This window comes from Leptospira noguchii serovar Panama str. CZ214 (assembly GCF_000306255.2).
Taxonomy (GTDB): domain Bacteria; phylum Spirochaetota; class Leptospiria; order Leptospirales; family Leptospiraceae; genus Leptospira; species Leptospira noguchii.
Window position 1 is genome coordinate 55,724 of record NZ_AKWY02000022.1, and the last position, 23,283, is coordinate 79,006.

The window sequence follows — 23,283 nt, forward strand, 5'->3', positions numbered from 1 at the left end:
GTTCCCACAGAAATCGTCACCACATCTGGGTATTTGTAAATCTTCCATGATCAAATTTTGATCATTTTAGGCTTGAGGCAGACTTTTAGAGAATTTTAAACAGGAAATCGAATTGGATTTTGATGATTTTACTCTTTTCTGAAAGAAGAAGTTAAATTATACGTGTGCTGGTGTTGAATTGTTCCTGAAAACGGGGGCAAATGCAAATAAAATGCTACCCAGAATTAAAATATAAAAAGTAAAATCACCGCAAAATATCCAAAAACCCGGTAAAAAATGAAACCAGAAAAAAACTCAAAACAATAGATTTGCTTTATAAAACCTGATTTTTTCGTAAAAATAAAATGTGGGAACTATTACATACAAATTCTAATTACAAAAAATGAATATTTAAAAGTCCGTAATGCGACAAAATCTGTGGGAACTACCACTTAATTGAACAGTAAGAATGCGATTTAAAAATCTATAAACTTCACAATGCGACTGAATCCAAGGAAACTATATAAATAATCGTTTCAATCTACTTTTTCTCTGAAAGGAGAGGCTAAACCAGGCTGAGCATCTGAAAAATTATAGCCTTCGTTTCAATCCACTCTTCTCTAAAAGAAGAGATTAAACGAATTGATAATTCTTTTTTGTCAGCGCTCATTTAAGTTTCAATCCACTCTTCTCTAAAAGAAGAGATTAAACCTACGAACCGAAGGCGGTATATAACAAAACTACCGGTTTCAATCCACTCTTCTCTAAAAGAAGAGATTAAACTTCTTAAGCCGCAACCAAAACAAGGAGGCGATATGTTTCAATCCACTCTTCTCTAAAAGAAGAGATTAAACTTGGTTAATTAATTTCCAAAACTACTATTTAAAAGTTTCAATCCACTCTTCTCTAAAAGAAGAGATTAAACAGACCGAAATAAGTTTTTATCAGGCAAACTTGAGTTTCAATCCACTCTTCTCTAAAAGAAGAGATTAAACTTGGTCGGATTCCTAAGAACTGGATTGTCATAAAGTTTCAATCCACTCTTCTCTAAAAGAAGAGATTAAACATACCGTACCCGTTGTTAGGGTTGGATGTTTTGCACGTTTCAATCCACTCTTCTCTAAAAGAAGAGATTAAACTTGCCGTCTCGTCCTAATCTTTTTTTCAACTGAGGTTTCAATCCACTCTTCTCTAAAAGAAGAGATTAAACAAGATGACCTTGCGGGACATCGCCTTTCTTTATTCTGTTTCAATCCACTCTTCTCTAAAAGAAGAGATTAAACCTGTAGTTGTAAAAATCATTAATGCCGTCTTTCGGTTTCAATCCACTCTTCTCTAAAAGAAGAGATTAAACTATATACTAAACTATCGACAACGTCAACGAAATGGTTTCAATCCACTCTTCTCTAAAAGAAGAGATTAAACAACAAAAGAGAGGCATCGAAGTGAACAAGAAAACGTTTCAATCCACTCTTCTCTAAAAGAAGAGATTAAACAGCGGCTTGATAGGATCCAAAATTATGAATTACAAAAGCTTTATAAGACTTTATAGACATAATAATTGCGAACCTATTTCTGCTATGCTGAACAAACGTTAAGCGAAACAGTTCAATCGCCAAACAAAGAAACAATACAAGAGTGCGAAAGGTTCGTGATTTGTCGGGAGAAACAGGTTCGCGGAAAACGTTTTATTGTAATAATCGTCTTTCCGGGGTCAATAATAGATTAAAAAAGTAGAAAATTATAAATTTATAACTATCTAAAGAGACGTAATTAAGGAAACGTTTGTGTTCTGGATTTTGCTAATTTTGAAATTAGGTTTATTTTAAAAATATTAGATTTATTGAAAATTAATTTTCCATCGGTTTTTGCTCTATGGAAATGGTTGATTGAAAAAGTTTTTTGATTTAGATTATAAAATTTTCAACAACTCTATTATTCTTTAAGAACTTGTTCCGAAACAGTCCAATGTGGGAACTACTACGAAAATTGAACGAGATTAGAACCGCTTGAAAGTTTGCAAATTGTGATTTAATTTGTCCGGAACTACTGCATTTTATTAATAATTTCTAAAAAATTATCGCATAAAATTTTTTTAGGTTTTGGAACAAGTTCTAAATTAAAAACAAATATTTTAAAATCTTTACACAAAAAATCAAAACAAAACCAATTTTATAAAGATGTTTAAAGAATAATTTTTGATCGTATAATTGGTTTTTTAAAAGAAAAAAAGTTATAATCATTTATAAAACTTTTTGAATGTACTTTTTTAAAACGTTAAACCGGTTTAAAGGAGAAAAAAGAAATCAGTGTATTAAAAATTTATTGGCTATTTGAATTTTTATAAAGCGATTTATACAAAACAAAGTTTAAAAATACTTAAACAAAAAAGGACCAAACTATGGGAACCGCCACGATGTAGTAAATTTGTAAAGTGGCGTTTTGGATTTTAGAACAGAACTTTAAGAAGAAAGACCAAATACGTCGTGAATTTTATTGACCGCGATTTTAGCCTGACTTTCTGCAATTACACAGGAAATCTTGATTTCCGAAGTGGAAATCATTTCTATGTTGATTCCGTTGTCGGCAAGCGCTTTGAACATTCCCGCAGCAACACCTACGTGTGATTTCATACCTACTCCGACCGCGGAAACGATCGCAATATTTTCGTTGATCTCTGGTTCTTTCGCGTTATGCGACTTTGAAAACCCTTGAAGGATTGGTTTTGCTTCCTGAACGTCTTTTTTGGGAATTGTAAATGAAATCGTATTAATACCGTTATGCGGAGAAGACTGGACGATCATGTCTACAAGAATGTGTTTAGAACTGAGTTCGCCAAAAAGTCCTGCAGCTAAACCGGGTTTATCTGGAACTCCTGCGATTGTAATTCTTGCTTGATCGTTTTTGGCGGTAACGCCGCTTACTTTTAATTTTTCCATAATCTTATCCTCGCTCACAACAAGCGTTCCTATATTATCGTTGAAGCTAGAACGAACATGGATGACCACTTCGTAATTCATTCCAAGTTCTACACTTCTGGAATGAAGAACACCCGCTCCTAAACTCGCCAGTTCGAGCATTTCTTCGTAAGTGATTTGTTTATGTTTTTTTGCGCTGGGAACAACTCTCGGATCGGCGGTGTAAACTCCATCTACGTCCGTATAAATCTCACATTCTTTTGCGCCTAAAATGGCAGCGACAGCAACGGCAGAAGTATCGGAACCACCTCTTCCTAAAGTTGTGATATTTTCTTCCGCGTCTATTCCCTGAAAGCCCGCGATGATGACCACCTTACCTTCGTTTAATGCAGAATCGATTCTGGATCGATCGATCATTTTGATCTTTGCATTGGAAAAATTTCCGTCCGTAAGAAGTTTGATTTGAGAACCTGTAAAAGAAGTGGCCGGAACTCCGATTTCCCAAAGAGCCATAGCGAGAAGCGCAGTGGAAATTTGTTCGCCCGTAGAAAGTAACATATCCATTTCGCGTTTAGGCGGATTGGAAGAAATTTTTGCCGCGAGGTCCACGAGTTCGTCCGTGGTATGTCCCATTGCGGAAACTATAACCGCCACTTGTTGACCTTTATCGTGATAAGATTTGATTCTTCTTGCAACGTTCTGGATTCTTTCCGGAGTACCCACGGAAGTTCCGCCGTATTTTTGAACGATTATATTTGCCATAACCTTATGGCAGTCATGATTTTCATAACAGGCGGAGGATCAAGAGAATTCGATTTTTGATTTATCATATTTTAGAAAGAAGGTTTCGTTTTCAGGAAAGGTATTAAAACTGACGAAAGTTTTATCAACTTCAAGCGAGTTTTGATTTTACCTTTAAGAAAAAAGTATGTTCGGCGTTATAGATTGGTTTTTTATATTAATGTATCTATCCTTTGCGTTTGCTGCGGGGATTTTACTTTCTCCAAAAGCGGGCAAAAGTCTTGTTTCTTATTTTGTAGCTGATCGTAAACTACCTTGGTGGTGGCTCGGAACTTCGATGGTTGCTACTACGTTTGCTGCGGATACACCTCTTGTTATTACCGGTTTTGTTGCGGCAGATGGAATTTCAGCTAATTGGTTTTGGTGGAGTTGGGCGATCGGTTATATGGCTATGACCGTTTTTTTTGCGGGTAAATGGAGAAGGATGGAGGTTCTTACAGACGTAGAGTTTGTAGAACTGCGTTATGGAGGTAAACCGGCGATTATACTTAGAATGGTCAAGGCATTCTATTTGAGTATATTAGTAAATTCGATTGTACTCGGATGGGTATTTAAGGCGATGTCTAAAATTACCGGGCCTTTTTTAGATTGGAAAGATTTACTCGGAGCCGATCGATTTGCGATCATACAAAACGTATGGCCTTCTTTTCTAATATTCGATTCTTTGAATAATACAATTACGGTTTTGATCTTATTCTTAGTGGTAGTTGTATATAGCAGCATGGGAGGGATCCAAGGTGTGATCCTGACTGATCTTGTTCAATTTGTTTTAGGAATGGGAGGGGCTATTTTGTTCGCGGTATATGCGGTTTCTAGCCAGGGAGGAATTTCCGGACTACTTTCAAAAATGGAGGAAGTATATCCTGATAAACACGAATCGATTTTGAGCTTTTGGCCGGACTTTCAAGAAGCCTCGTTGCCAATTAATGTTTTTCTAATATTTATAAGTGTGCAGTGGTGGGCTCAGTATTATTCTGATGGTTCCGGATATTTGGCTCAGAGAATTCATACCGCAAAAAATCCAAAAGAAGCAGAGAAGGGATCCCTTTGGTTTAACGTAGCCAATTTTATGATTCGCACCTGGCCTTGGATATTAACCGCACTTGTAACGTTAGTCGTGTTTCCCTTGCACGATCCTACAAAATATTTTTCGGAAGGGTGGATCGTAGGTGGCGACCGAGAAATGGGGTATCCGATTTTAATGAAATTGATATTGCCTAGCGGAGTTTTGGGAATTGTATTTGCTAGTTTAATGGCCGCTTTTATGTCTACGGCCGACACTCATATCAATTGGGGTGCGAGTTATCTTGTAAACGATTTTTATCTGAGATTTGTACATCCAAAAGCAGACGATAAAACTTTGGTGAAAGTTAGTAGAATTGCAGTAGTTGTTATGTCTATCATTGCCATTTTGGTAGCCACTCAGATTCAATCCATCGCGAGCGCTTGGAAATTTTTGTTGGCGTTTGCTTCCGGTATGGGATTGCCTCAAATACTTAGATGGATCTGGTGGAGAACAAACGCTTGGACCGAACTTTCCGGAATGATTACCGCATTGATCCTATCGATGATTTTATATCCTTCTTTTCCAAACGTTCGATCGGAATATCTTTTATTTTGGGTCGCGATCGGTTCCGTTGTAGTTTCTATTTTAGTTACGTTTTTAACTCCGCCGGTTTCACAAAACACGTTAGACGATTTTGTAAAAAGAGTTGATCCTATTGGATTTTGGAAAGGAGAAGGTAGTAAAAAAAGACTCGAGGATTTTTATAAAAAAATCTTTCTTTGGCTTTTAGGAACAGTTGTTTTGTTTTTTGGAATGTTCTCTTTGGGCTATTTTTTCTTGTTACGGTTTTGGCAAGGGGGTTTTTGTCTGATTGGGTTTGTATTTTTAGGGATTTGGTATTGGAAAAAAGAATTTGGTAGAAATTGACAGATTCTAAATTATAGTTGTTAAAAAATTTCATAGTGACGATCCATAAAACTGCTTTAATCGACCGTTTCCATGAAACAGAAACTAAGTGCCGAATTAATTTTTCAACAATTCGGTTATAGTAAAATAAAATATTATAAAAAATTAATAAATCAACAATAAGTATTTGAAATAAAATATGTATAAACGGCGACAAGATATACATTTGGTTCTTAAATGAATTATTTTTCGGATCAAAGACTTTTGTAGAGTTAGTCGGTAATTGAGTTTTAGCGAATTTATATTAACGTAAGAAAATCTTAGGTTAATTTTTTCGTAAAAAAATAAATGTGGGAACTCTCACAAATCGTGGATTTAGCAGTAAAACTTTGAGATGTGGGAACTACTATAAAATACCAAAAGAATCATTGTCCAATTCGATTTTTGCACAAAACCACTGTTTTACGGCCATCTTTAAAATTTAAATCCCAGTTTAATATGAGTTCGGCTTAAGAAAGAATTTTAAAAAAGTAATAATTCCTCTAATTTTAGAATTTGATTGTAATAGTCTCGCATTTAAAGAATCGATCTATGAAGTTCTGATTCCAACTTTTTTCAGCATCATGGGTTCTTGCATCGAATTCACGTTAAAAATAGTCTTTGAAAATGTGGGAATTATTGCAATTTTTAAGAGCTGAAAACTCTTAAAAAGTCAAAAACTGCGTAAAAGAAACCTACTACTCGGACGTATAAAAATAGCACTACAAATTACTGGCAATTTTAGCGAGGATGCAAAGGTTCTCAAAAAACTACGTCTAACCCAGATCTTGGGCTTTTTGTGGTAGATCCCATATTCTAACTTTTAAAACAAGTTCACAATAGTATTGTTTTGATATGTCCGAGTAGTAATCTGTAGGAACCGACATTGGATTTATAGGCTCTTAGTCGATTTCTTTTGAAGGTTTTGTGCGGAAATTTTCAAGGGATTCCTATAATATCCAAATCAAAAGAACAAATTTCTACATACAAATAATTATTTTAATAACCGGAATCAAATTAGAAATACTTTATATACTAATTCTCAATAAACAGTCTCGTTGATTCTGATGGATTTTATTCATAAATTTATTGCATATCATTTTAAAATTTTCATAAGAACCCTTCGAGCGCCAATAGAAGCGAGACGCTTTAGTTACCCCGCAGTTTGATCTTTCCGATAAAGTGAAAACTCGGCGCGTTCGCTCGAAGTAGTTCAGCAAACACTTCTCTATTTAGGCTTTGGGATGCACTGTAAAAAAAAATTAGGAAACAATCTTTTGTTCTTATAAGTCAAAAAAAGTTTTGTTTCCAAATGTAGTCTGCATCTTATAAACGAATCTATTCAAAATATAATATAATGTCTTTGTTGTAATTTTTACTGATAAAACTTAAAAAAGTTTTTTCCAATAGATTATAAATTTATTTCCAAAAAGTGAGAAACACTCACTCGAATCTGTTATTTAATTTTAAATTCGTTTGATTTGGTTTTTGAGATAAAAGTTTTCAAATCTGAACTCGAAAGGTTAAATTCAAACGAATTATCAATTCAAAACAAGGAAATAAAATGTTGAAAAAAATATTTCTAACATTGCTCATAGGATCCGTTGCATGCGCTCTTTACTCGTGTGGAGATAAAAAAGAAGAAGATAATTCAGAACTACTTCTTTTCCTTCTCAATTCATTAGGTTCTTCTAATAATACTTCTACTCCCGTCGTTACTTCTTGTAAGAATGCTTCTTTTTGTAGAACCTTTGTTGCTACCAATAACGGAGCGGGTTATAACGGAAATTTAGGGGGAATTTCAGGCGCGGACGCAAAATGTGCCGCTGCAAAATCTTCTAGTTTAACCGGAACTTATAAGGCTTTATTGGCAGCAAATGGTACAAGAGAAGCAGTTTTTGTTGGAGATGGATCTCCTCGTTTAGTAGATTGGGTTCTTTATCCAAACAAACAATACCGGAGAAGTGATGGAACGACAATCACGTTTACTACAAATGCAAATTCAGTCGTAGATGCAAATTTACAGAACTCAGTGGACGGAGGTGTGGAAAAGTTATATTGGATTGGCGTTGGAAGTCAGCCAGCAACTTTTGATTGGGAAGTAACCATGAATTGTAACGATTGGAGTTCTAATAATGCTGCCGTTTTTGCGATCGATGGTACAACCTCATCCAATGAGGTATTTGCGGGGGATGGAGCTACCCCAGGAGGCGCTTTCGGCGTTCACAATACTGGTTGTAATACCAATCTAAATCTTCTCTGTGTAGAACAGTAAGTTTTTCAAAAACATCGTCCTTTAAAGGGCGATGTTGGATTTCTAAACTTTTGTTTTCTATGTACGTTTGAAATAGGAAAACTATTTTATACTATCAGACTGAATTGAAATTTACGGCTTCTATCGGTTCATAAAAAAACTGTCTTATAAAGACTAATTTTTGATAGAAAAATAAATTCAAAAATGATTATATTCTTTCATGTTTTTAAAATCGAATACCGAGAGTTTTCATTGCAAAATGCTTCTTTGATGGGAAAGTTCTACATTATTATGTATAGTCGGATAAACGAATGGAGTATTGATGAATTATAAGATATTGATATTTTATTTTATTTATAAAAATCGATGTTTGAGCGAATGCCAATTTTCGGATAATTTTATAAGCCCATTGATTTCTATAAATTAAGTACTTTCATTTTTATCTTAAAACTCTGTTTTACTCATAACTATATAATAGATTACCTAATATTTTGCATGGGATCAGTGTTTTGTAATAAAATTAACGGTACTCAATTTTATAGAGATCAGTAATACAAAAGAATTATTGAAAAATAAATTCCCGACTATTTCTGTTTTATGGAAAAGGTTTGATTGAAGCAGTTTTGTTAATATCCATTATGTAATTTTTCAACAACTCTAAAATATGATGTAACGTAAGTTTAATATAATTAATGCGAAAGCGATTATTATACTGCGATCCATAGAAAGCAGCATTGATTTTTTATTCGTTCTGATTTTCTTACGTAGAACTCACGTTAGGTGCCATATCATTATAATTTTTGAATAAAAATTGAAAATGTGAGCATAGTTTAATGTGAGTTTGGTGCCGGCCATGATATTTTTTTCTGAAAAAAGTTAGATCTGAAATTTTACAGAATGTGGGAACTCATACGAAAATAGTGTGTTAGAAAGAAAAAGTTCGTTTAAAATCGGTTGGATGATAACAATCAATGAGCTACGCAAAGAGACTTAATTTGTGGGAACTACTGCGGATCATGATTTTAAGAACAAATTCTAAAATTTACTTTTGAGATACAAATTCCATTTCTTTGGAAATACAAAGCAGAGCCATCAAAGTAAGAATAGGAGAAACGTCTGTTTCTTTCGAAGACTGTATCGATGAAACTACGGATTTTAAAAGGGTTGAAATTCTTTTCAATCCTAAGTTTTCGGATTGTTGAGATAGTTTTTTCCAATGGTTGATTTTTCCGTATTGTTTTAAACCTATTAGACATACTTCGGAGATGGTAGTCCTTAATTCCGTAATATAATTTTTTAGAAAATCTATTTCCGGACGAACTTGATTTTGTGTTTGAAAGTCGGAATTGCCGGACTGGGATTTTGAATCTAAGTAAGGTTGTAACATAGTGAGATTTCCGTTTTGTTCAATTACGAACGAAACTGGTTTTATATTAAGCTCGCCAGAGGTTGCATCTGCAATTCCGCAGACGTAGCGTAAGTGAGAATCATCTAACGCGTGTTTTAGATTTTCTATACCGTCCGATGCTCTGCTATAATACGGTAATTGAACGTGTGCGACGATTCCGTTTTTATCCTCTATATGTATATTCATTTGTTGTAAAATGTTATCAAAATAAGGTTCGGTAAAACGTTCTACTTTAAATACAAAAAAATTACCCGCCGCCCAACGAGGACCTAAAGGACGAGGAGGTTTTTCTAAAAGTATTTTTATCGTTTCGTTAAAATTTTCGGAAAAAATATTTTTATTCAGAGATTCAAAAGAAAACGTCTGAGGATTCAAAGTTGCTTTATTACTGAATTGTAATTTACCAGATACAGTTTTTTTGATCGAAGAACTGACGATTGAACTTTTTCCAAATTCTAAAAGTGGAATTCCTTTGAATACTGGAAAGTTGCTGATAGAGTGGAAAGGTTCGTCCGTCGGTTTTTCGAAAAAACGTTCGTATAACAGTATTTTGTCGGACTTAGGATCGGCAAAGTAAGAGAGGACTACAAAACCTTTTTTAAAAACTTTGATTCCGGAGCCTAACCCGATTAAACTTCTGACGATCAATTCGGAAGAAAATGTTTTTGTATCTCCGCTGATCACTAAAGAAGGAATGACGTCTTTATTTTCTTTCAGTGCGTCCATTCGTACAATCCATTCTCCCAAAAGATATACAACTTGATCCGGGTCGAACAAGGAATCGTGTAAAATATATTTTGAATATTCTTCTTGTAACTCGGATAAAACGTCCGCCGGCCATAAGAGTCCTTCTTCTAAACAGGAACGTTCTAATTGGGATAATCTATCTTTGATATGTTCGGAAATTCCTTGAAACCCGTATTGTACAATTTCTTTCAGAATTGTATTTGCTCTATCCGTTATATGCGACGGAATTTTTATTTCTCGAACATTAGTGGAAACAAATCCTTTTTCTTTATGCGTTAGACGAAACGACCATACCGCGACAGCGATTATCTGTTCGCCGAGTGATCCTTTACAATCTGCACGAGCGTATCGAATATCGTTTGGAATAGGAAAGTGAACGGTTCCAAGTCCATGAATTTTTGCAATCGGAACATCCGTTCTATCCAGTTCTACGGCAATACCGGAGTCAAAAATGGATTTGGCTTTTGTAAACGAAGCAGCAGAAATAAAAGAACGCAAACTTTCATCGCTAATACTTCCTGGATTCCAAGAAAGACTTTGTTTGTCTGAGATAGTTTGTTTTTGATAAGCGACAATCGTTCGTATGATATGTCTGCAAACTCCTGCAGAAGAACAAGTGCAACTTGACTCTTGAATTGAAACGGAACCGGGTAAAATACATGTGGCCAAATCTTCCCAAACGACTTGGACGTCTCCGTCTTCGGTTTCTTTCCATTCGCCTTTGATTCCGGATTCTACATCTTTTACGGCTCGGTTTACCATTCCTTTGCTTGTTAAAATTTCTAATTCTTGCAGGGATAAAGAGAGAATGTCTTGGCGCATCGTATTCCTACTTGATTTTTTCGCTCACCCAATTGGCAAGTTCTCCAGGAGTCATCGCGGCTATTTCCGCTCCCACTTTTACTAGTTTCTCCGCCATTTCCTTGTCATAATCTGGATTTGCAGTTTCGTCTAACGCTGCTAGTCCTAACACTTTAACTCCACTTTCCACCAAATGATGAGTGTTGGAAATAAGTTTGAAAGGAGGGGCTCCTTCGCAAAAATCGCTAATCAATACAATTATGGTTTTGCGCGGGTTTTCGATTTTCCCTTCCGCATACAATAACGCCGAACCTATATCTGTACCACCGCCTAACTGCACTTTCATGAGAGTTTCTACCGGATCGGAACAATGGTCGGTAACGTCCACGACTTCGGTATCGAATAAAATCAAACTGGTTTTAATAGATTTAATTCCCCAAAAGATAGAAGCGGTAACCGCAGAATGAATTACGCTATCCAACATACTTCCGGATTGGTCCACTAAAATAATTAGATGCCAACGTTCCGCAATAGAACGATAGGTTCTAGAATGAAACAATGGTTTTTGAAGAATCAATTTTTTGGAGTTAAGATCGTAGTGTTTTAAATTGGAGCGGATCGTATTTTTTACGTCGAAGTTTTTATAAATCTTTAAAGAAGAACGTAAGTTTCTGTTTTTAACTCCTTTAAAAGAAGTTAATATTGTAGTTTCTAATTTTTTCATTAATTCATCGACTACTTTTCGAACGAGTTCTCGAGCCAGACTTAAAACTTGTGGATTCATAAGATGTTGAGTGTGTAACACCGCTTTTAAAAGAGTCGTATTGGGGGAGGCTCGTTTCAAAATTTCCGGATTGGTTACCATTTCCATCAATTGATAACGTTCTAATGCGTCTTTTTCGATCCGTTCGATCGTTTTTTTGGGGAAAAGTTCGTGTATTTCGTTGATCCATAAGGGTACGGTCAAATTGGATTCGTTCAAACCTCCCGTTCGTACGTTACGGTCTCCTTCATACTCTCTACCGTATAGATATTCCATCGCGATGTCCATTCTTTGTTGTTCTTCGGAAAAGGCCTCGTTTCCAAAAGATTGTTCGGAGCCGTTGCCTAGTATTAGTTTCCATCGAATGAATGTTGTAAAATCGTTTTTCATATATATTAATTATTGAATATTATAATTTTTTATTGTTTAAGAAGGATTTTAATTTAAATTATATTCATAAAGTAAAACACGGCCTGATTAATTTTTTGTTGTTTTGCTCTTCGGATCATTTAAAAGCTCTCTGGTTTTTATTTTTCCATGTTTTTTAATATATTTATAAAATAGTTTTTCATTTTTATATCTATTCGTTAAGTAGTTCTGATTCCGTATCTGGATGCGGTTTCAAACAAGATTCTTTCAAATTCAATCGCCCTTAAGATTGTTTCTGGATCTTCGAAATCGGATAGTTCGTCTAAAGAAGGTTGTATGATCTCGAATAAATTCTGACCAATTTTATGCTTTTCTCTGGGGGTAAAAAAAGTAAAAGCCATACGAAGGGCGGGTAAGGCTTCTAAAAAAGAAGAATGAGATAATTCTGATATCCTAATATTTAGTGCAGTTAAAAGTAACTTGTTTCTTTGGGCGGTTTCTCGAGCGATTAAAAAAAGTCCGGATAAAAAGTCCCCGAGTTCGGCTGGATCATAGAATGAATTGAGTTGGTCTAAGATTGAATGGTCGTCGGCTAAATTTAGTTTCCATTGTCCCCCACAAACCGCTCCGCGTAAGAAAGCATCTAATTCCGAATTTGTCCCGACGCGTGATAACACGTCTCGTATTTCTTCCAAAGATAACTTTAGAGATTCAGAGAAATATTGATATGTTTCTACGATCGTTTGAACTCCTTTTGCTTGTTCTAATCCTTCAGAGGATGCGGCCCCTAAACGATCCAAAAGATTAAGGCATCTTAGATAACTTTCCCGAAAAATTCCTTCTAGACTTTCTTTGCCTTCTAATATTAGGACTTCATCATATTTATATAAGTAAGAAATATGTTTTAGCGCGATACACATTTTTAAAAAATTGCCTGAGATCGGAATTATATCTGAAAATTGTTTTAATAAAAAGGTTAAATGTTTTCCTAGGCCGGCTAACGCCGCATCAACGAGACAAATGGCCGCTAATTCGGGATCGGTTTCTGAATGAATACGTTGATTTAATACTCCTGCTGCTGCTTCTGAAAGTGTGGCTCCATAACGAGATGCCTCTATACAAGAAGAATGAAATTCTACTTTCATAGAGATATTCCATTTTTCTCCTATCTTTTCTAAATCCTTTCGAGAGATCATATCTGTACCTTCTAAAAAAGTATAACCGGCGATCTCTAAAAGATATAAACGATGTAAAATTTTACTTTGTTCTCTTTGTTCCTGATTCATCAGATTCAATTCTAAAATTATAGTTTCTCGTTTTGCTAAAAGATTCATTTTTTTTAATGTATTTTCTATGTCAAAAACGATCGGAGGTAGGGATGTTCCTTCGGCTAAACTGCCGATACGATCTCCTTCCATTACTTCCGAAATACAATCAAGTAAATGGTGTCTAACGTCTCTTGCGATTTCGTCCTTGACGATGGTCGAGCGGAAACCGTCTACAAGATCTTTTCTCCATATATTTTTGTGACCCCGTAAATCTGCCAGAGCCTTGCTCGTGGTTTCGGACGCTATCCTATCTGCCGAACCGATTCTATGTCCTTTTTTGCGAAGTGTACTTAGGATTTTTTGGACTAGAGAACGATGATCGAACGATCCTTGTTTCTGAAAACTTTCCCATACAAAATCATAAAAACCTGGACTTGGTATTCCGGAGGTATAACCGTTAGTTGCGTTCAATCTTGAGTTGGAATAGGGTGTTAAAGAGATTTCGCGATCATACGATTTTTCTTCTCGATCGGTCCAGTACAACTCGTCTGCTAGGGGTGGTTTGGAAATTCTTTCTTGAAGTGCAGAAGTATGATAACCTCCGGTAACTACCAAAATCGAACCCGTAAATTGCGTTTGTGCAAGTCGAATCTGATGTGTCATAAACGTTTCTCTCGTTTGAACGATTTCTTCGAAATGATTATTTTCTTTTCGAGCGTAGTTACAAAAAAGGGTTACCTTTTCTTTATATTCGTCTACTTGTGTTAGGTGATTGACTTCGAAAAGTTCGTCCCATAAATCGTGAAAATCTGTAACCCCCATTTTTTTACAGAGCGTCAAAATGAAGTTGTTATTCCAAAAAGGTTCGTCGTGTGCCGTTTTAATATTTGGTTTTTCCGAGATACTTTTGATAGAACATAAATCGGCCCAAGGAAGATCTATAAAACGAGCAGGAGTTTGTAAGGATTTAGCGCTTTGTAGAGCGATCCATTCCGGAGAGTAGTTGCAAAAAGGATAATATGTTCCTTTAGAAAGTCCTTGTTCGTCTCTGACGACGCTGTAGATTGCGATCGGTAGAGTATGAGGTAAGAATAATTCTTCTAACTTTGGGTTAAAGTCGTAAGGGCCTTCGATTAAAATTACAGAAGGTCGTAAATCGTTTATATATTTTTGAAGCGCGAGTGACGCGGAAACGCTATGATGTCGTATCGGAAAGAATATAATAGAATTCATTGTTTTTCAGTTTTTGTTTTGTGAAAAGAAATAGGATCGATTACTTTTGAAGTTTTGGAATAAGTTTTAAGGTTTTTCATAAAATCAAGTTTTAGAATATTCAAAAATTATATTTTATAAATTTCAAAATTTATTATATTTCATTTAGATTTGAATCGAATTGTTAGTTTTATAGATTTTAACTGTTTTTTTCATGATTGTAAGTTTTGTATTTTTGTGAAGCTAAAGTGTCTCGTTTTTATTATTGGCACTGACTGGTTTGGGACAATTTTTAATTTACAGCGTGTCCTAAAACCTAATTTTACTTTACCAGAGATCAGCTGTCCCGGTTTTGGGAAGGTTCTTATATCATCAAACTGAGATTTTGCCAAAAATTTTATATGAATAATTGTTATTTTTAAATTTTACAGAGATCTGGTTAGGAATTCCTATCTAAAAGTTTTCTAGACTGATAAAACTCTGGCCACGCGTGTTCGTTTCGATACGCGGCTACTTGATCAAAGTAGTGTCTTATTTTTTTTAGATCTTCTACCGAATCTTTTACGCCAGAACCTAACATGTTGGAGACGATATGACCCGCGTTTATTTTTCCTTCGTCGTAATAATATGCGTGTAAAACGGCTGAGAATCCTACGCTGACCGCTTCTGCAGTGCTCAATGTGGAACTTAGAGGTTCCAACGCTTTTCCGGAAATCGTTTTAGAATTTCGTAATTCGTGAAAGCAGGTTACAAGTATTTCTGTCAAGTCTTGGGGAAGTTTTGCGGGAACGTTTGCTTGTTTTAATAGACGTTCCATTTCTCTTTCGACTAACGCTTGTTCTTCGGAAATACTGGAAATGGGTCTTACTGTCTCAAAATTAAATCTTCGTTTTAATGCGGAACTCATTTCGTTGGTTCCTCTGTCCCGCGTGTTTGAGGTTGCTATGATGTTAAATCCTTGTTTGGCGAAGAGTACGTTTTCTTCCCCGTTCAATTCTGGTATGTGTAAAACTCTATCGCTTAAGATGGAGAGTAACGTGTCTTGAATTTCTCCGGGGCAACGGGATAGTTCCTCAAAACGAACTATTTTTCCTGATTTCATACCTTCATAAATTGGAGCGGGCACTAGAGATTTTTCGGACGGTCCTTCCGAAAGCATGAGGGCGTAATTCCAAGAATAACGGATTTGGTCTTCTGTGGTTCCAGCGCTTCCTTGGATCGTAAGCGAAGAATCTCCAGAAATTGCGGCAGCCAAAAGTTCGCTCAGATAACTTTTGGCTGTTCCAGGTTCTCCGATGAGCATTAAACCTCGATTGGTGGCAAGCGCTACGATACAACATTCGATGAAGTTGCGTTCTCCTACGAATTTTGGAGAAATTCCGAAATTTACATCGCCTAACACAAAATCAATGACGGCTTGGGGAGAAAGATTCCAGCCGAGTGGTTTTGGTTTTGTTTCGTCTCTTTTTTTTAATCTTTCTAGTTCTTCCGCATATAGTTTTTCTGCGGGTGGTTTTTGAATGTCTAAAAGTGAATTTTGTTTTTCTGTCATTTTCTATATTCTCAAATTGATTCGTTGTTTTCTTTTGCAAAAGATCGATTTTGTATTTTAGAATTGTTGAAAAATTCCATAATTGCTATTATCAAAACTGCGACCGTTTCCATAAAACAAGAAATAGATTGAGAATTCATTTTTTAACAACTCTTTTGTGATTTTTGGAAACGAACAAATAAGTATTTTAATATATCCTAAAATTTAAATGTATTTTTGTTTAAACGAACTTTTGTCCGTTTTTATTTGCGTGAGCGATCGAAGCGGGGTCAAGAAATTGTTTTTTCGGTAAAGAAATTTTACAAAAAATGAATACAATTTTTTGACCAATGTATTTCGACCCATAGGAAGAAATACTGAGTTGCTGAGAGCGCGACTCTGCGCTTGATCACAAAGTGATACCCGCAGAGGCACGCACTGATCTAACCACATAAAGTTTTTATTTTTTACGGATTGCCTCCAAAAAGTCGGGATCTTTTTTAAATGGGTCAAAATCGTTTTCGTTTGTAAATTCGTTCGGTTTTTTACCCAATTGGATTGCTTTGCGAATTGCTACGAGCATCGGCTCCTTTTGTCCGGTTAATGCAAAATAACAGGCTTGATTGAACGGAACCCTTGCATTTACGTTTTGATCCCCTATCATCTTGGATGCGATGGAATAGATTTCCTCGTCCTTTAAGATGGCGGCTAACGCAAATACATCCGCCGCAAAAACTTCCGCTTTGCGGTCGTATGCTTCTGAGATTTTTAGTTTTACTTCCCACTGATGGAGAGTTAAAAAGTCCGCACTTTTTTGAGAAAATAAAAGTTTAATCTTATCGGTCGCCTCTGGATATTTTCTTCCTTGGAGAAGGTTTATATATTTTGAATATTCAAATTCGCACCATTTTTTGAGTTTATTGTATTCCTCGCTTTCAAATTTGATTTTTTTCAGAGATTCTATATTTGTTAGGAAATCGGGAATGTCTCTGAGTTTGGCTTTTGGCAAGTAGATTGTTTCTAACTGAGTCAGATTTTGGATACTTTGCGGCAAAGATTCTATCCAAGTCTCTTTTATATCTAGAAATTTTAAATTACTTAAGTTTCCGATCGTTTCCGGTAACTGACGAATTTTATTCCCCCCTATGTCTAGATGTTTTAAATTTTTTAAATATAGAATCGGTTCCGGAAATTCTGAAAAATTATTTTTTGATAATTCTATCCTAGTTAAAGAACTTAAATTTTGAATCGTTGTTGGAAGAGTGGAAAGTTGATTTTCGTATAGACTTAGATCTTCCAGAGATGTAAGATTTCCGATTTCATTTGGTAGAGTAGAAATCTGATTCCATCGTGCCCAAAAAGTTTTGAGATTTTTAAGAGACAACACCGCGTCTGGGATCCTAGTAAATTGATTCTGATCTAAATAGAGTTCTTTCAATTGGTCTAAGGTTCCTAAACTTGCAGGCAATGTGGTCAGTTGATTGCTATACAAGTACAAGTAGATGAGTTGTTTTAAATTGCCTATACTTTCTGGAACTTCCGAAAGATTACATTCTCTTAAAGAAAGAGAAGTTAAACTTTTAAACGTGGTAACCGCAACTGGAAAACGTTCAAATTTGATTCCGGATAGATTTAAATTAATTGTCGCTTTGGATTTGTTTAACAATTCGCTACAATCAAAATCAGTTTCAAAACCTTGAATATTTCTAAGTTCTATTTTTTCTAAGTTTGTGCAGTAGTTTAAAACGTTTAGATCTTTTAGGTTCCAATTCTGGAGTTCTATTTTTTTCAGATTTTTTAATTCTGATAGAGGAGACGGATCGTTTACCGGTTCGTTAATTGTTAGTTCTTCTAATTTAGTAAAAAACTTAAGTTCTTGGAGAGAAGTAATTTTATCAGAACTTCTAATATACATTTTTGTAATTTTAGAGATGTTTTTATGATTTTTGGACCTTGTAATTTCGTGATCACTGGAAAGAAATTTTTTCCAAGCCGCGGAAAATCCGTTGTATATTTCCGTATAATCGATTTCGTCGAATACTTCTTCTTTCTTTTCCTGTGTTTGTAGATTTTTGAGTAAGGTTTCTCTGGCTTCTTTCAAACTATTTTCGTTAGATGCTGGGTAAGAAAATCCGGAAACTTGTAATAGACTATAAAGTGTTTCGCTGAACGCAACCGGATTGATTTCTTCCAACGTTAGTTTTGTTTCTTTACCTTCGTAAAAAGAAGGTTCCCTTAGACCTTTTACAAAATAAGCGCCTTCTAAATCCAAGTCTTGACCGCCTATGTTTCCGTACGAGAGGTCGTCTCCGTCATATCGTATAACTGCTGTTACATCATCTGAAGGATATTGTATGGAGTGTTCGTCGATTCCTCCTCCGTCTCCCGCGGATCCTCTGGACCAACCCATTTTTTCGAGTCCAAAAACCAGTTGTTCCGCTTTTACTTTTTGGTCTGTAAATCCTGGAATTTCTTCTTTGTTTTTATCCTCTTCCGATAGAACATAAACCGGTCTTGCAATTTGGGAAAACGGAGGAATGATTTCATAATCGCTGAACAATTGTCCCCAGGATTTTTTTTCCTCTTGGGAAAGTAACAACGGATGAACAATTCCGACGTAAGTTCCTCCTTGAAGGTTTAAGGAATTATCATGTATGTCCGCGTAGTCTTTTTCTTCCGTTAGTCGAAACACTTCGATAGATTGATTTCGATCCGGAAAACAAACCCACCAAAGTAGTGTTTTGGCGATATGAGTCATTAACGGGTGTTTGGCGATGAGCATTTCCCATTCTTCTACCTTCCATCTTCTTCCGGTGACCATTGCCTGTGACATTCTTTGTGCTTGGATTTTTCCGATTTCTCGGATCTGTTTTTTCATCAACTTCCATTCTTCTACGGAAGCGTTTGCCAAGTCTGCATCGTCTTTTGAATTTGGCTTAGGTAGGTCGTCTTTGATTTTACCGTCTTCGTCTTTTACCATCGGCTTTAGATCCGGACCTAACACGAACTGAAACTTACGAGCACCGAAATCAAATTCTCTTTTACCGTTTTCGTCCAAACCGCAGTCCGGAACCACACGGTCTTCTAATTCGGATTTTCTAAGTCCTTTTTTCTTGGCGATGGATTCCATAAAGGTATTGGCCATCTCTTTTAGGCCTTTGAATTTTACCTTTTGAGCGATTCCGTTTAACTGCATGAGAGCCGTATCAGAACCGATCGCTTTCAAAATTTCTAAACCTAAAACCGCACGTTGGTGTTGGGATTCTCCCGGCCAAACTTTGATCATAGGAGTGAGTTTAAGAGCGATTCGATCTCCACCTAACTTCCCTAAGGCGGTAAATGCCCATTTGTCTTTGCTAGGCGCGCCGAAAGAGACCCAGAGTTCAAAAAGTTTCCAGACAAAATTGTCCAGGCTTGTACTTTCTGCGTGTTCTTTTAAATTTTTTAAAAGTGTGGAACTTTCTTCGAGACCTTTTTCTTTTAATTCTGTCAACACCGCCGCTATTTGCGAAGAGGATAATTTTTTCTTTTGGATTAGGATTGGAGGAAGTTCTTCTGGAACAACCCAGGAAATTGCTTTTCCTTTGGGAACGGTTTTAATTGCGTCCGAAAGCCATGTAGGAGTGGTGGAGTCGTCAAAAGGTTCTGCCGTAAAAGTAGAATTTTCTAATATTTCATTTTTAATTTTTTCTTGGATCTCCGCGGAATGTTTGTCCTTTTCTTTGAGGATAATTTCTCCGTAACCTCTGGCGAACAAAGATTGTAGAATTTCGACAGCCAACTCGGAGATTTTTTTGTCTTCGTCGAACACTGCTGGAATGAGTCCTTCGATTGCAAAATAAGGACATTCTATAAACCAATTTTTGGTTTCTGCAGCCAACTTAGGAAGTGCATAAAGATACAAGAGCGGCCTTGCTACTTCGGTTGCTTTTATTCCTAAAAATAACTTTAGCATTTCTTTATATTCTTCGTTATTATAGTCGTTAAACACCGCTTTGACGGATAGAGCTACCCATTCCAAATCGGAATATTGAGTAATTGCAATCCAAAATTTTAACTCCTCGACTGACTTGAGCAAATGTCCGATTTTACGCATTTGCCGTTTTACTGTTTCAGAATCTTGAAATAAAAATATAATGTTTTTTCTATATTCGGAATAACTATATCTTATAGAAGGTTCTCTTGATTTCCAGGATTCTACGATCGGCAATAACTCGTCTTTCATTCCAAGATCCAAGGCGATTAAAAAAGGAGAGATTATATCTCCGTATTCTAATTCTTTCTGCTTTAAATGAGGTTTGATCAGTTCTTTACAAAGTTTTCTTTCTGATTCGTCCAAGATCGGCAATAAACGAGAAAACCCTTCGTAGTAACTTCCGTTGTTGTAGTCTTGTTGTTTCATGGCTTGAGGATGATTGTAGGTTGCCAAGAAATGAATAACTTTTTCTAATCCGAATAAATGATAAAAAGGAAGTGCGATGTAAGAAGGAGGAGTAATTCTTTTTTCTTTCCAGGTATCCTCTTCTCGTTCTAAAAGATTCATCGCTTTTTCAAGAGTTAGGTTTCCGTCTAACGTTTGAGAATTTAGGAAATCTTGAAGTTTTTGGATAGTCCGTTTATCTTTTTTTTCTTCATGTTCTAGAACTTCCATACAAGACAGAGCTAAAAACCAAAAATGGGCTTCTTGTTTACTCATAAACAGAGGAATGTTTTGGTTTGTCCAATCTACCGTCCACCAACCGCGCGCTTGTTTTAAGGTAGAAAGTTGTTCTATTCTTGTTTTAAGATCAAAAGGTTTTGGTTCTTCTTTTGGATGAATGGGTATGATGTTGGACGGGATTTTAAGATTTTCATTAGAAAATCCTAATGTTTTTGCGATTGGTTCTTTTAGTTTTTTTGTTTCAATTTTATTTATGCCGTTTTTTGAATGTGTGGTTGCTGCGTGGTTTTCTGATTGGCTGGACGATTGGGCCGTTGTCCCGTTTTCCGAAGATGTTTTAGACGTGGCTATGGTATCATTTTCATTTGTGCTTGGAGTTTTGGCTTTTGAAACTGATTGAGTCTGAGTCGGTTTGGGAGAAGTTGTAGTTGTTCCGACGGTTTCTTCTCCTGAGCTTTGATATCCTTTCTTTAACTTTTCGCTCAAAAGTTTTTGTGCTTCTTTCTGACATTTGTCTTCAGTATCAAAGGTTTTGGTTTGTGTTTGTCCACTTGTTCCAATTTTGCCGTAGGTTACTGTAAATGAATCTCCGGAAGTTTCGATGTTCCAGAATTTATTGGATGTTGCGTCTTGAAAGGTGAGTTGGTGTTTCATAGTGTGCCTTTGGAATTTATAAAAAAGTTATTTCATAAAAACTTAATTTTGTTTTGGTAAGTGTTGCTTTTAGAGTTTCTCGATAACGCTCAAATGAAAAATACAGAAGGATTAAAATGCGCAAGATTTATTTTACTGCTTATTTCTAATGGATCAGAAATTTACTGACTCCATTTGTATCTTTGTTTTAAGTTTTAGCTTTCCATTTGGTTTTTATATCCTCCTTTCGTTATAATATCGCCGTTCCTTTTATCGCATTCTATAAAATGATATTTTTCTTTTTGTGTAGCCCGTAATAGCACAGCCATGAAATCAAGAGTCGCTTGAGTCTTTTATATTTTCAAAACTGTTTTAAACAAATCTAAAAAATTGGAATATACGTTACTGATCACAATTTTGATTGTGGCGGGGAAGAAAAAACGGAGAAATTTTTGTGAAACGTCATCATTTTATATTTGTGATTGTTGGATTGGTCTTGTTTTGCAGTTGGCAAAGGAAAATTTATTATAATTTGGATGATGCTCTTGATAATCCCGAAAATGTTTTCGAGCTTAACCTTCTTTTTAATCGAGAACAACTTACATCCATTCCGAATGCAATCGGACGGCTTCAAAATTTACGGATTTTAGAATTGACCGATGGTCAACTTTCGTCCCTTCCGAAAGAAATCGGACGACTTCAAAATCTACAAGGATTGTTTTTGAGTATCAATCAACTTTCGTCCCTTCCGAAAGAAATTGGACAACTTCAAAATCTAAAAAGATTATTTTTAAGTTTGAATCAACTTTCGTCCCTTCCGAAAGAAATTGAACAATTGCAAAATTTACAAGAATTAGATTTAAGTAGTAATCAATTTACAACTCTTCCGAAAGAAATTGGGCAATTGCAAAATCTACAAAAATTAGATTTAAGCGGTAATCGATTTACAACTCTTCCGAAAGAAATCGGGCAACTTCAAAATCTACAAGAATTAGATTTAAGTAATAATCGATTTACAACTCTTCCAAAAGAAATCGGACAACTTCAAAATCTACAACAGTTGGATTTAAGTGGTAATCAATTTACAACTCTTCCGAAAGAAATTAGGCGACGACAAAATATAAGATGGTTGAATTTAGGCAGTAACCAGCTCGCGTCCCTTCCAAAGGAAATTGGACAATTTCAAAATTTACAAGAATTAGATTTAAGTAAGAATAGATTTACGACTCTTCCAAATGAAATCGGACAACTTCAAAATTTAGAAAAGTTAGATTTAAGTAAAAATCGATTTACGACTTTTCCAAAAGAAATTAGGCGACAACAAAATATTACATGGTTGTATTTAGGTGATAACCAACTCAAATCTCTTCCAAAAGAAATTGGACAATTTCAAAATTTAGAAGGATTGTTTTTAAAAGGTAATCAACTTACGTCTCTTCCGAAAGAAATCGAACAACTTCAAAATCTACAACAGTTGGATTTAAGTAAGAATCGATTTACGACTTTCCCTAAAGAAATTGAACAACTTCAAAATTTAAAATTATTAAGATTATATTCTAATTCCTTTTCATTAGAAGAAAAACAGGAAATTCAAAAGTTGCTTCCAAACTGTGAAATTGATTTTGAAGGCAAAGGAGAAAGTGAAGAATGAATTTTTGATTGAGCAATTTGGTTTTGTAAAAGCCAAGTGTTTTGGAAGTGCACTTTTTATGATTTTATTAAAAACTATATAATAGAGTATCACAAATCTTTATTATAAAAGTCTGTTTGAGTGCAAAGTATTAGGTATTTTTTCGTATAATTCATTTGTAAAACATTAGAGTTATTAAAAAATTCCATAGTGGCGATCAACAAAACTGCTTCAATTGACTATTGCCATCAAAAAGAAACTGATGGAGAATTATTTTTCAACGACTTTATTGTAAAAGGCTGTTTGAATACAAAATATTAGGTTTTTCTTTGCATAATTTTCCGATTGCAAAACATTG

At 35.4% G+C, this 23,283-nt stretch carries 10 protein-coding genes and 1 CRISPR repeat array; of the genes, 3 read left to right on the forward strand and 7 right to left on the reverse strand.

Annotated features, from left to right (window positions below; genetic code table 11):
• The first annotated feature begins 581 nt into the window (after positions 1 to 581).
• A CRISPR array of direct repeats spans positions 582 to 1,475; the repeat unit is 37 nt; unit sequence GTTTCAATCCACTCTTCTCTAAAAGAAGAGATTAAAC.
• A 966-nt stretch (positions 1,476 to 2,441) separates the two neighbouring features.
• On the reverse strand, positions 2,442 to 3,659 hold the full coding sequence (locus LEP1GSC059_RS12735) for an aspartate kinase (protein ID WP_017215446.1): 1,218 nt from the start codon (positions 3,657 to 3,659) through the stop codon (positions 2,442 to 2,444).
• Positions 3,660 to 3,825: 166 nt separating this feature from the next.
• Here LEP1GSC059_RS12735 and LEP1GSC059_RS12740 point away from each other — a divergent pair, with 166 nt between their 5' ends.
• Both LEP1GSC059_RS12740 and lenB read left to right on the forward strand, forming a co-directional pair.
• The gene (locus LEP1GSC059_RS12740; RefSeq protein ID WP_017215447.1) at positions 3,826 to 5,631 is read left to right on the forward strand and encodes a sodium:solute symporter family protein; all 1,806 of its coding nucleotides are present in this window, start codon (positions 3,826 to 3,828) and stop codon (positions 5,629 to 5,631) included.
• Between the two features lie 1,582 nt (positions 5,632 to 7,213).
• Positions 7,214 to 7,924: an endostatin-like outer membrane protein LenB gene (gene lenB, locus LEP1GSC059_RS12745; protein WP_017215448.1), complete on the forward strand. Its 711-nt coding sequence runs from the start codon at positions 7,214 to 7,216 to the stop codon at positions 7,922 to 7,924.
• A gap of 1,021 nt (positions 7,925 to 8,945) precedes the next feature.
• Here lenB and LEP1GSC059_RS12750 read toward each other — a convergent pair.
• From LEP1GSC059_RS12750 to LEP1GSC059_RS12770, 6 genes are all read right to left on the reverse strand, one after another.
• Positions 8,946 to 10,880, reverse strand: a complete 1,935-nt coding sequence (locus LEP1GSC059_RS12750) for a hypothetical protein (protein ID WP_020980871.1) — start codon at positions 10,878 to 10,880, stop codon at positions 8,946 to 8,948.
• Positions 10,881 to 10,887: 7 nt separating this feature from the next.
• Positions 10,888 to 12,012, reverse strand: a complete 1,125-nt coding sequence (locus LEP1GSC059_RS12755) for a vWA domain-containing protein (RefSeq protein WP_004433161.1) — start codon at positions 12,010 to 12,012, stop codon at positions 10,888 to 10,890.
• 197 nt (positions 12,013 to 12,209) lie between these two features.
• Complete coding sequence (locus LEP1GSC059_RS12760) at positions 12,210 to 14,492, reverse strand: DUF5682 family protein (RefSeq protein WP_017215449.1); 2,283 nt, start codon at positions 14,490 to 14,492, stop codon at positions 12,210 to 12,212.
• Positions 14,493 to 14,910: 418 nt separating this feature from the next.
• Positions 14,911 to 16,023, reverse strand: coding sequence for an ATP-binding protein (locus LEP1GSC059_RS12765; protein ID WP_004435386.1), 1,113 nt, complete (start codon positions 16,021 to 16,023; stop codon positions 14,911 to 14,913).
• Positions 16,024 to 16,034: 11 nt separating this feature from the next.
• Positions 16,035 to 16,163: a hypothetical protein gene (locus LEP1GSC059_RS24545; protein WP_017215450.1), complete on the reverse strand. Its 129-nt coding sequence runs from the start codon at positions 16,161 to 16,163 to the stop codon at positions 16,035 to 16,037.
• A gap of 299 nt (positions 16,164 to 16,462) precedes the next feature.
• Positions 16,463 to 21,316 carry a DUF4132 domain-containing protein gene (locus LEP1GSC059_RS12770; RefSeq protein ID WP_017215451.1) on the reverse strand — a complete coding sequence of 1,618 codons (4,854 nt, stop codon included), beginning with the start codon at positions 21,314 to 21,316 and terminating at the stop codon, positions 16,463 to 16,465.
• Between the two features lie 400 nt (positions 21,317 to 21,716).
• Here LEP1GSC059_RS12770 and LEP1GSC059_RS12775 point away from each other — a divergent pair, with 400 nt between their 5' ends.
• On the forward strand, positions 21,717 to 22,946 hold the full coding sequence (locus LEP1GSC059_RS12775) for a leucine-rich repeat domain-containing protein (protein WP_017215453.1): 1,230 nt from the start codon (positions 21,717 to 21,719) through the stop codon (positions 22,944 to 22,946).
• The last annotated feature ends 337 nt before the right edge of the window (positions 22,947 to 23,283 follow it).

Excerpts from the sequence above, each read along its gene's own strand:
- LEP1GSC059_RS12735 (WP_017215446.1), bottom strand. The coding sequence starts at position 3,659 with ATGGCAAATATAATCGTTCAAAAATACGGCGGAACTTCCGTGGGTACT.
- LEP1GSC059_RS12740 (WP_017215447.1), top strand. The coding sequence starts at position 3,826 with ATGTTCGGCGTTATAGATTGGTTTTTTATATTAATGTATCTATCCTTT.
- lenB (WP_017215448.1), top strand. The coding sequence starts at position 7,214 with ATGTTGAAAAAAATATTTCTAACATTGCTCATAGGATCCGTTGCATGC.
- LEP1GSC059_RS12750 (WP_020980871.1), bottom strand. The coding sequence starts at position 10,880 with ATGCGCCAAGACATTCTCTCTTTATCCCTGCAAGAATTAGAAATTTTA.
- LEP1GSC059_RS12755 (WP_004433161.1), bottom strand. The coding sequence starts at position 12,012 with ATGAAAAACGATTTTACAACATTCATTCGATGGAAACTAATACTAGGC.
- LEP1GSC059_RS12760 (WP_017215449.1), bottom strand. The coding sequence starts at position 14,492 with ATGAATTCTATTATATTCTTTCCGATACGACATCATAGCGTTTCCGCG.
- LEP1GSC059_RS12765 (WP_004435386.1), bottom strand. The coding sequence starts at position 16,023 with ATGACAGAAAAACAAAATTCACTTTTAGACATTCAAAAACCACCCGCA.
- LEP1GSC059_RS24545 (WP_017215450.1), bottom strand. The coding sequence starts at position 16,163 with ATGAATTCTCAATCTATTTCTTGTTTTATGGAAACGGTCGCAGTTTTG.
- LEP1GSC059_RS12770 (WP_017215451.1), bottom strand. The coding sequence starts at position 21,316 with ATGAAACACCAACTCACCTTTCAAGACGCAACATCCAATAAATTCTGG.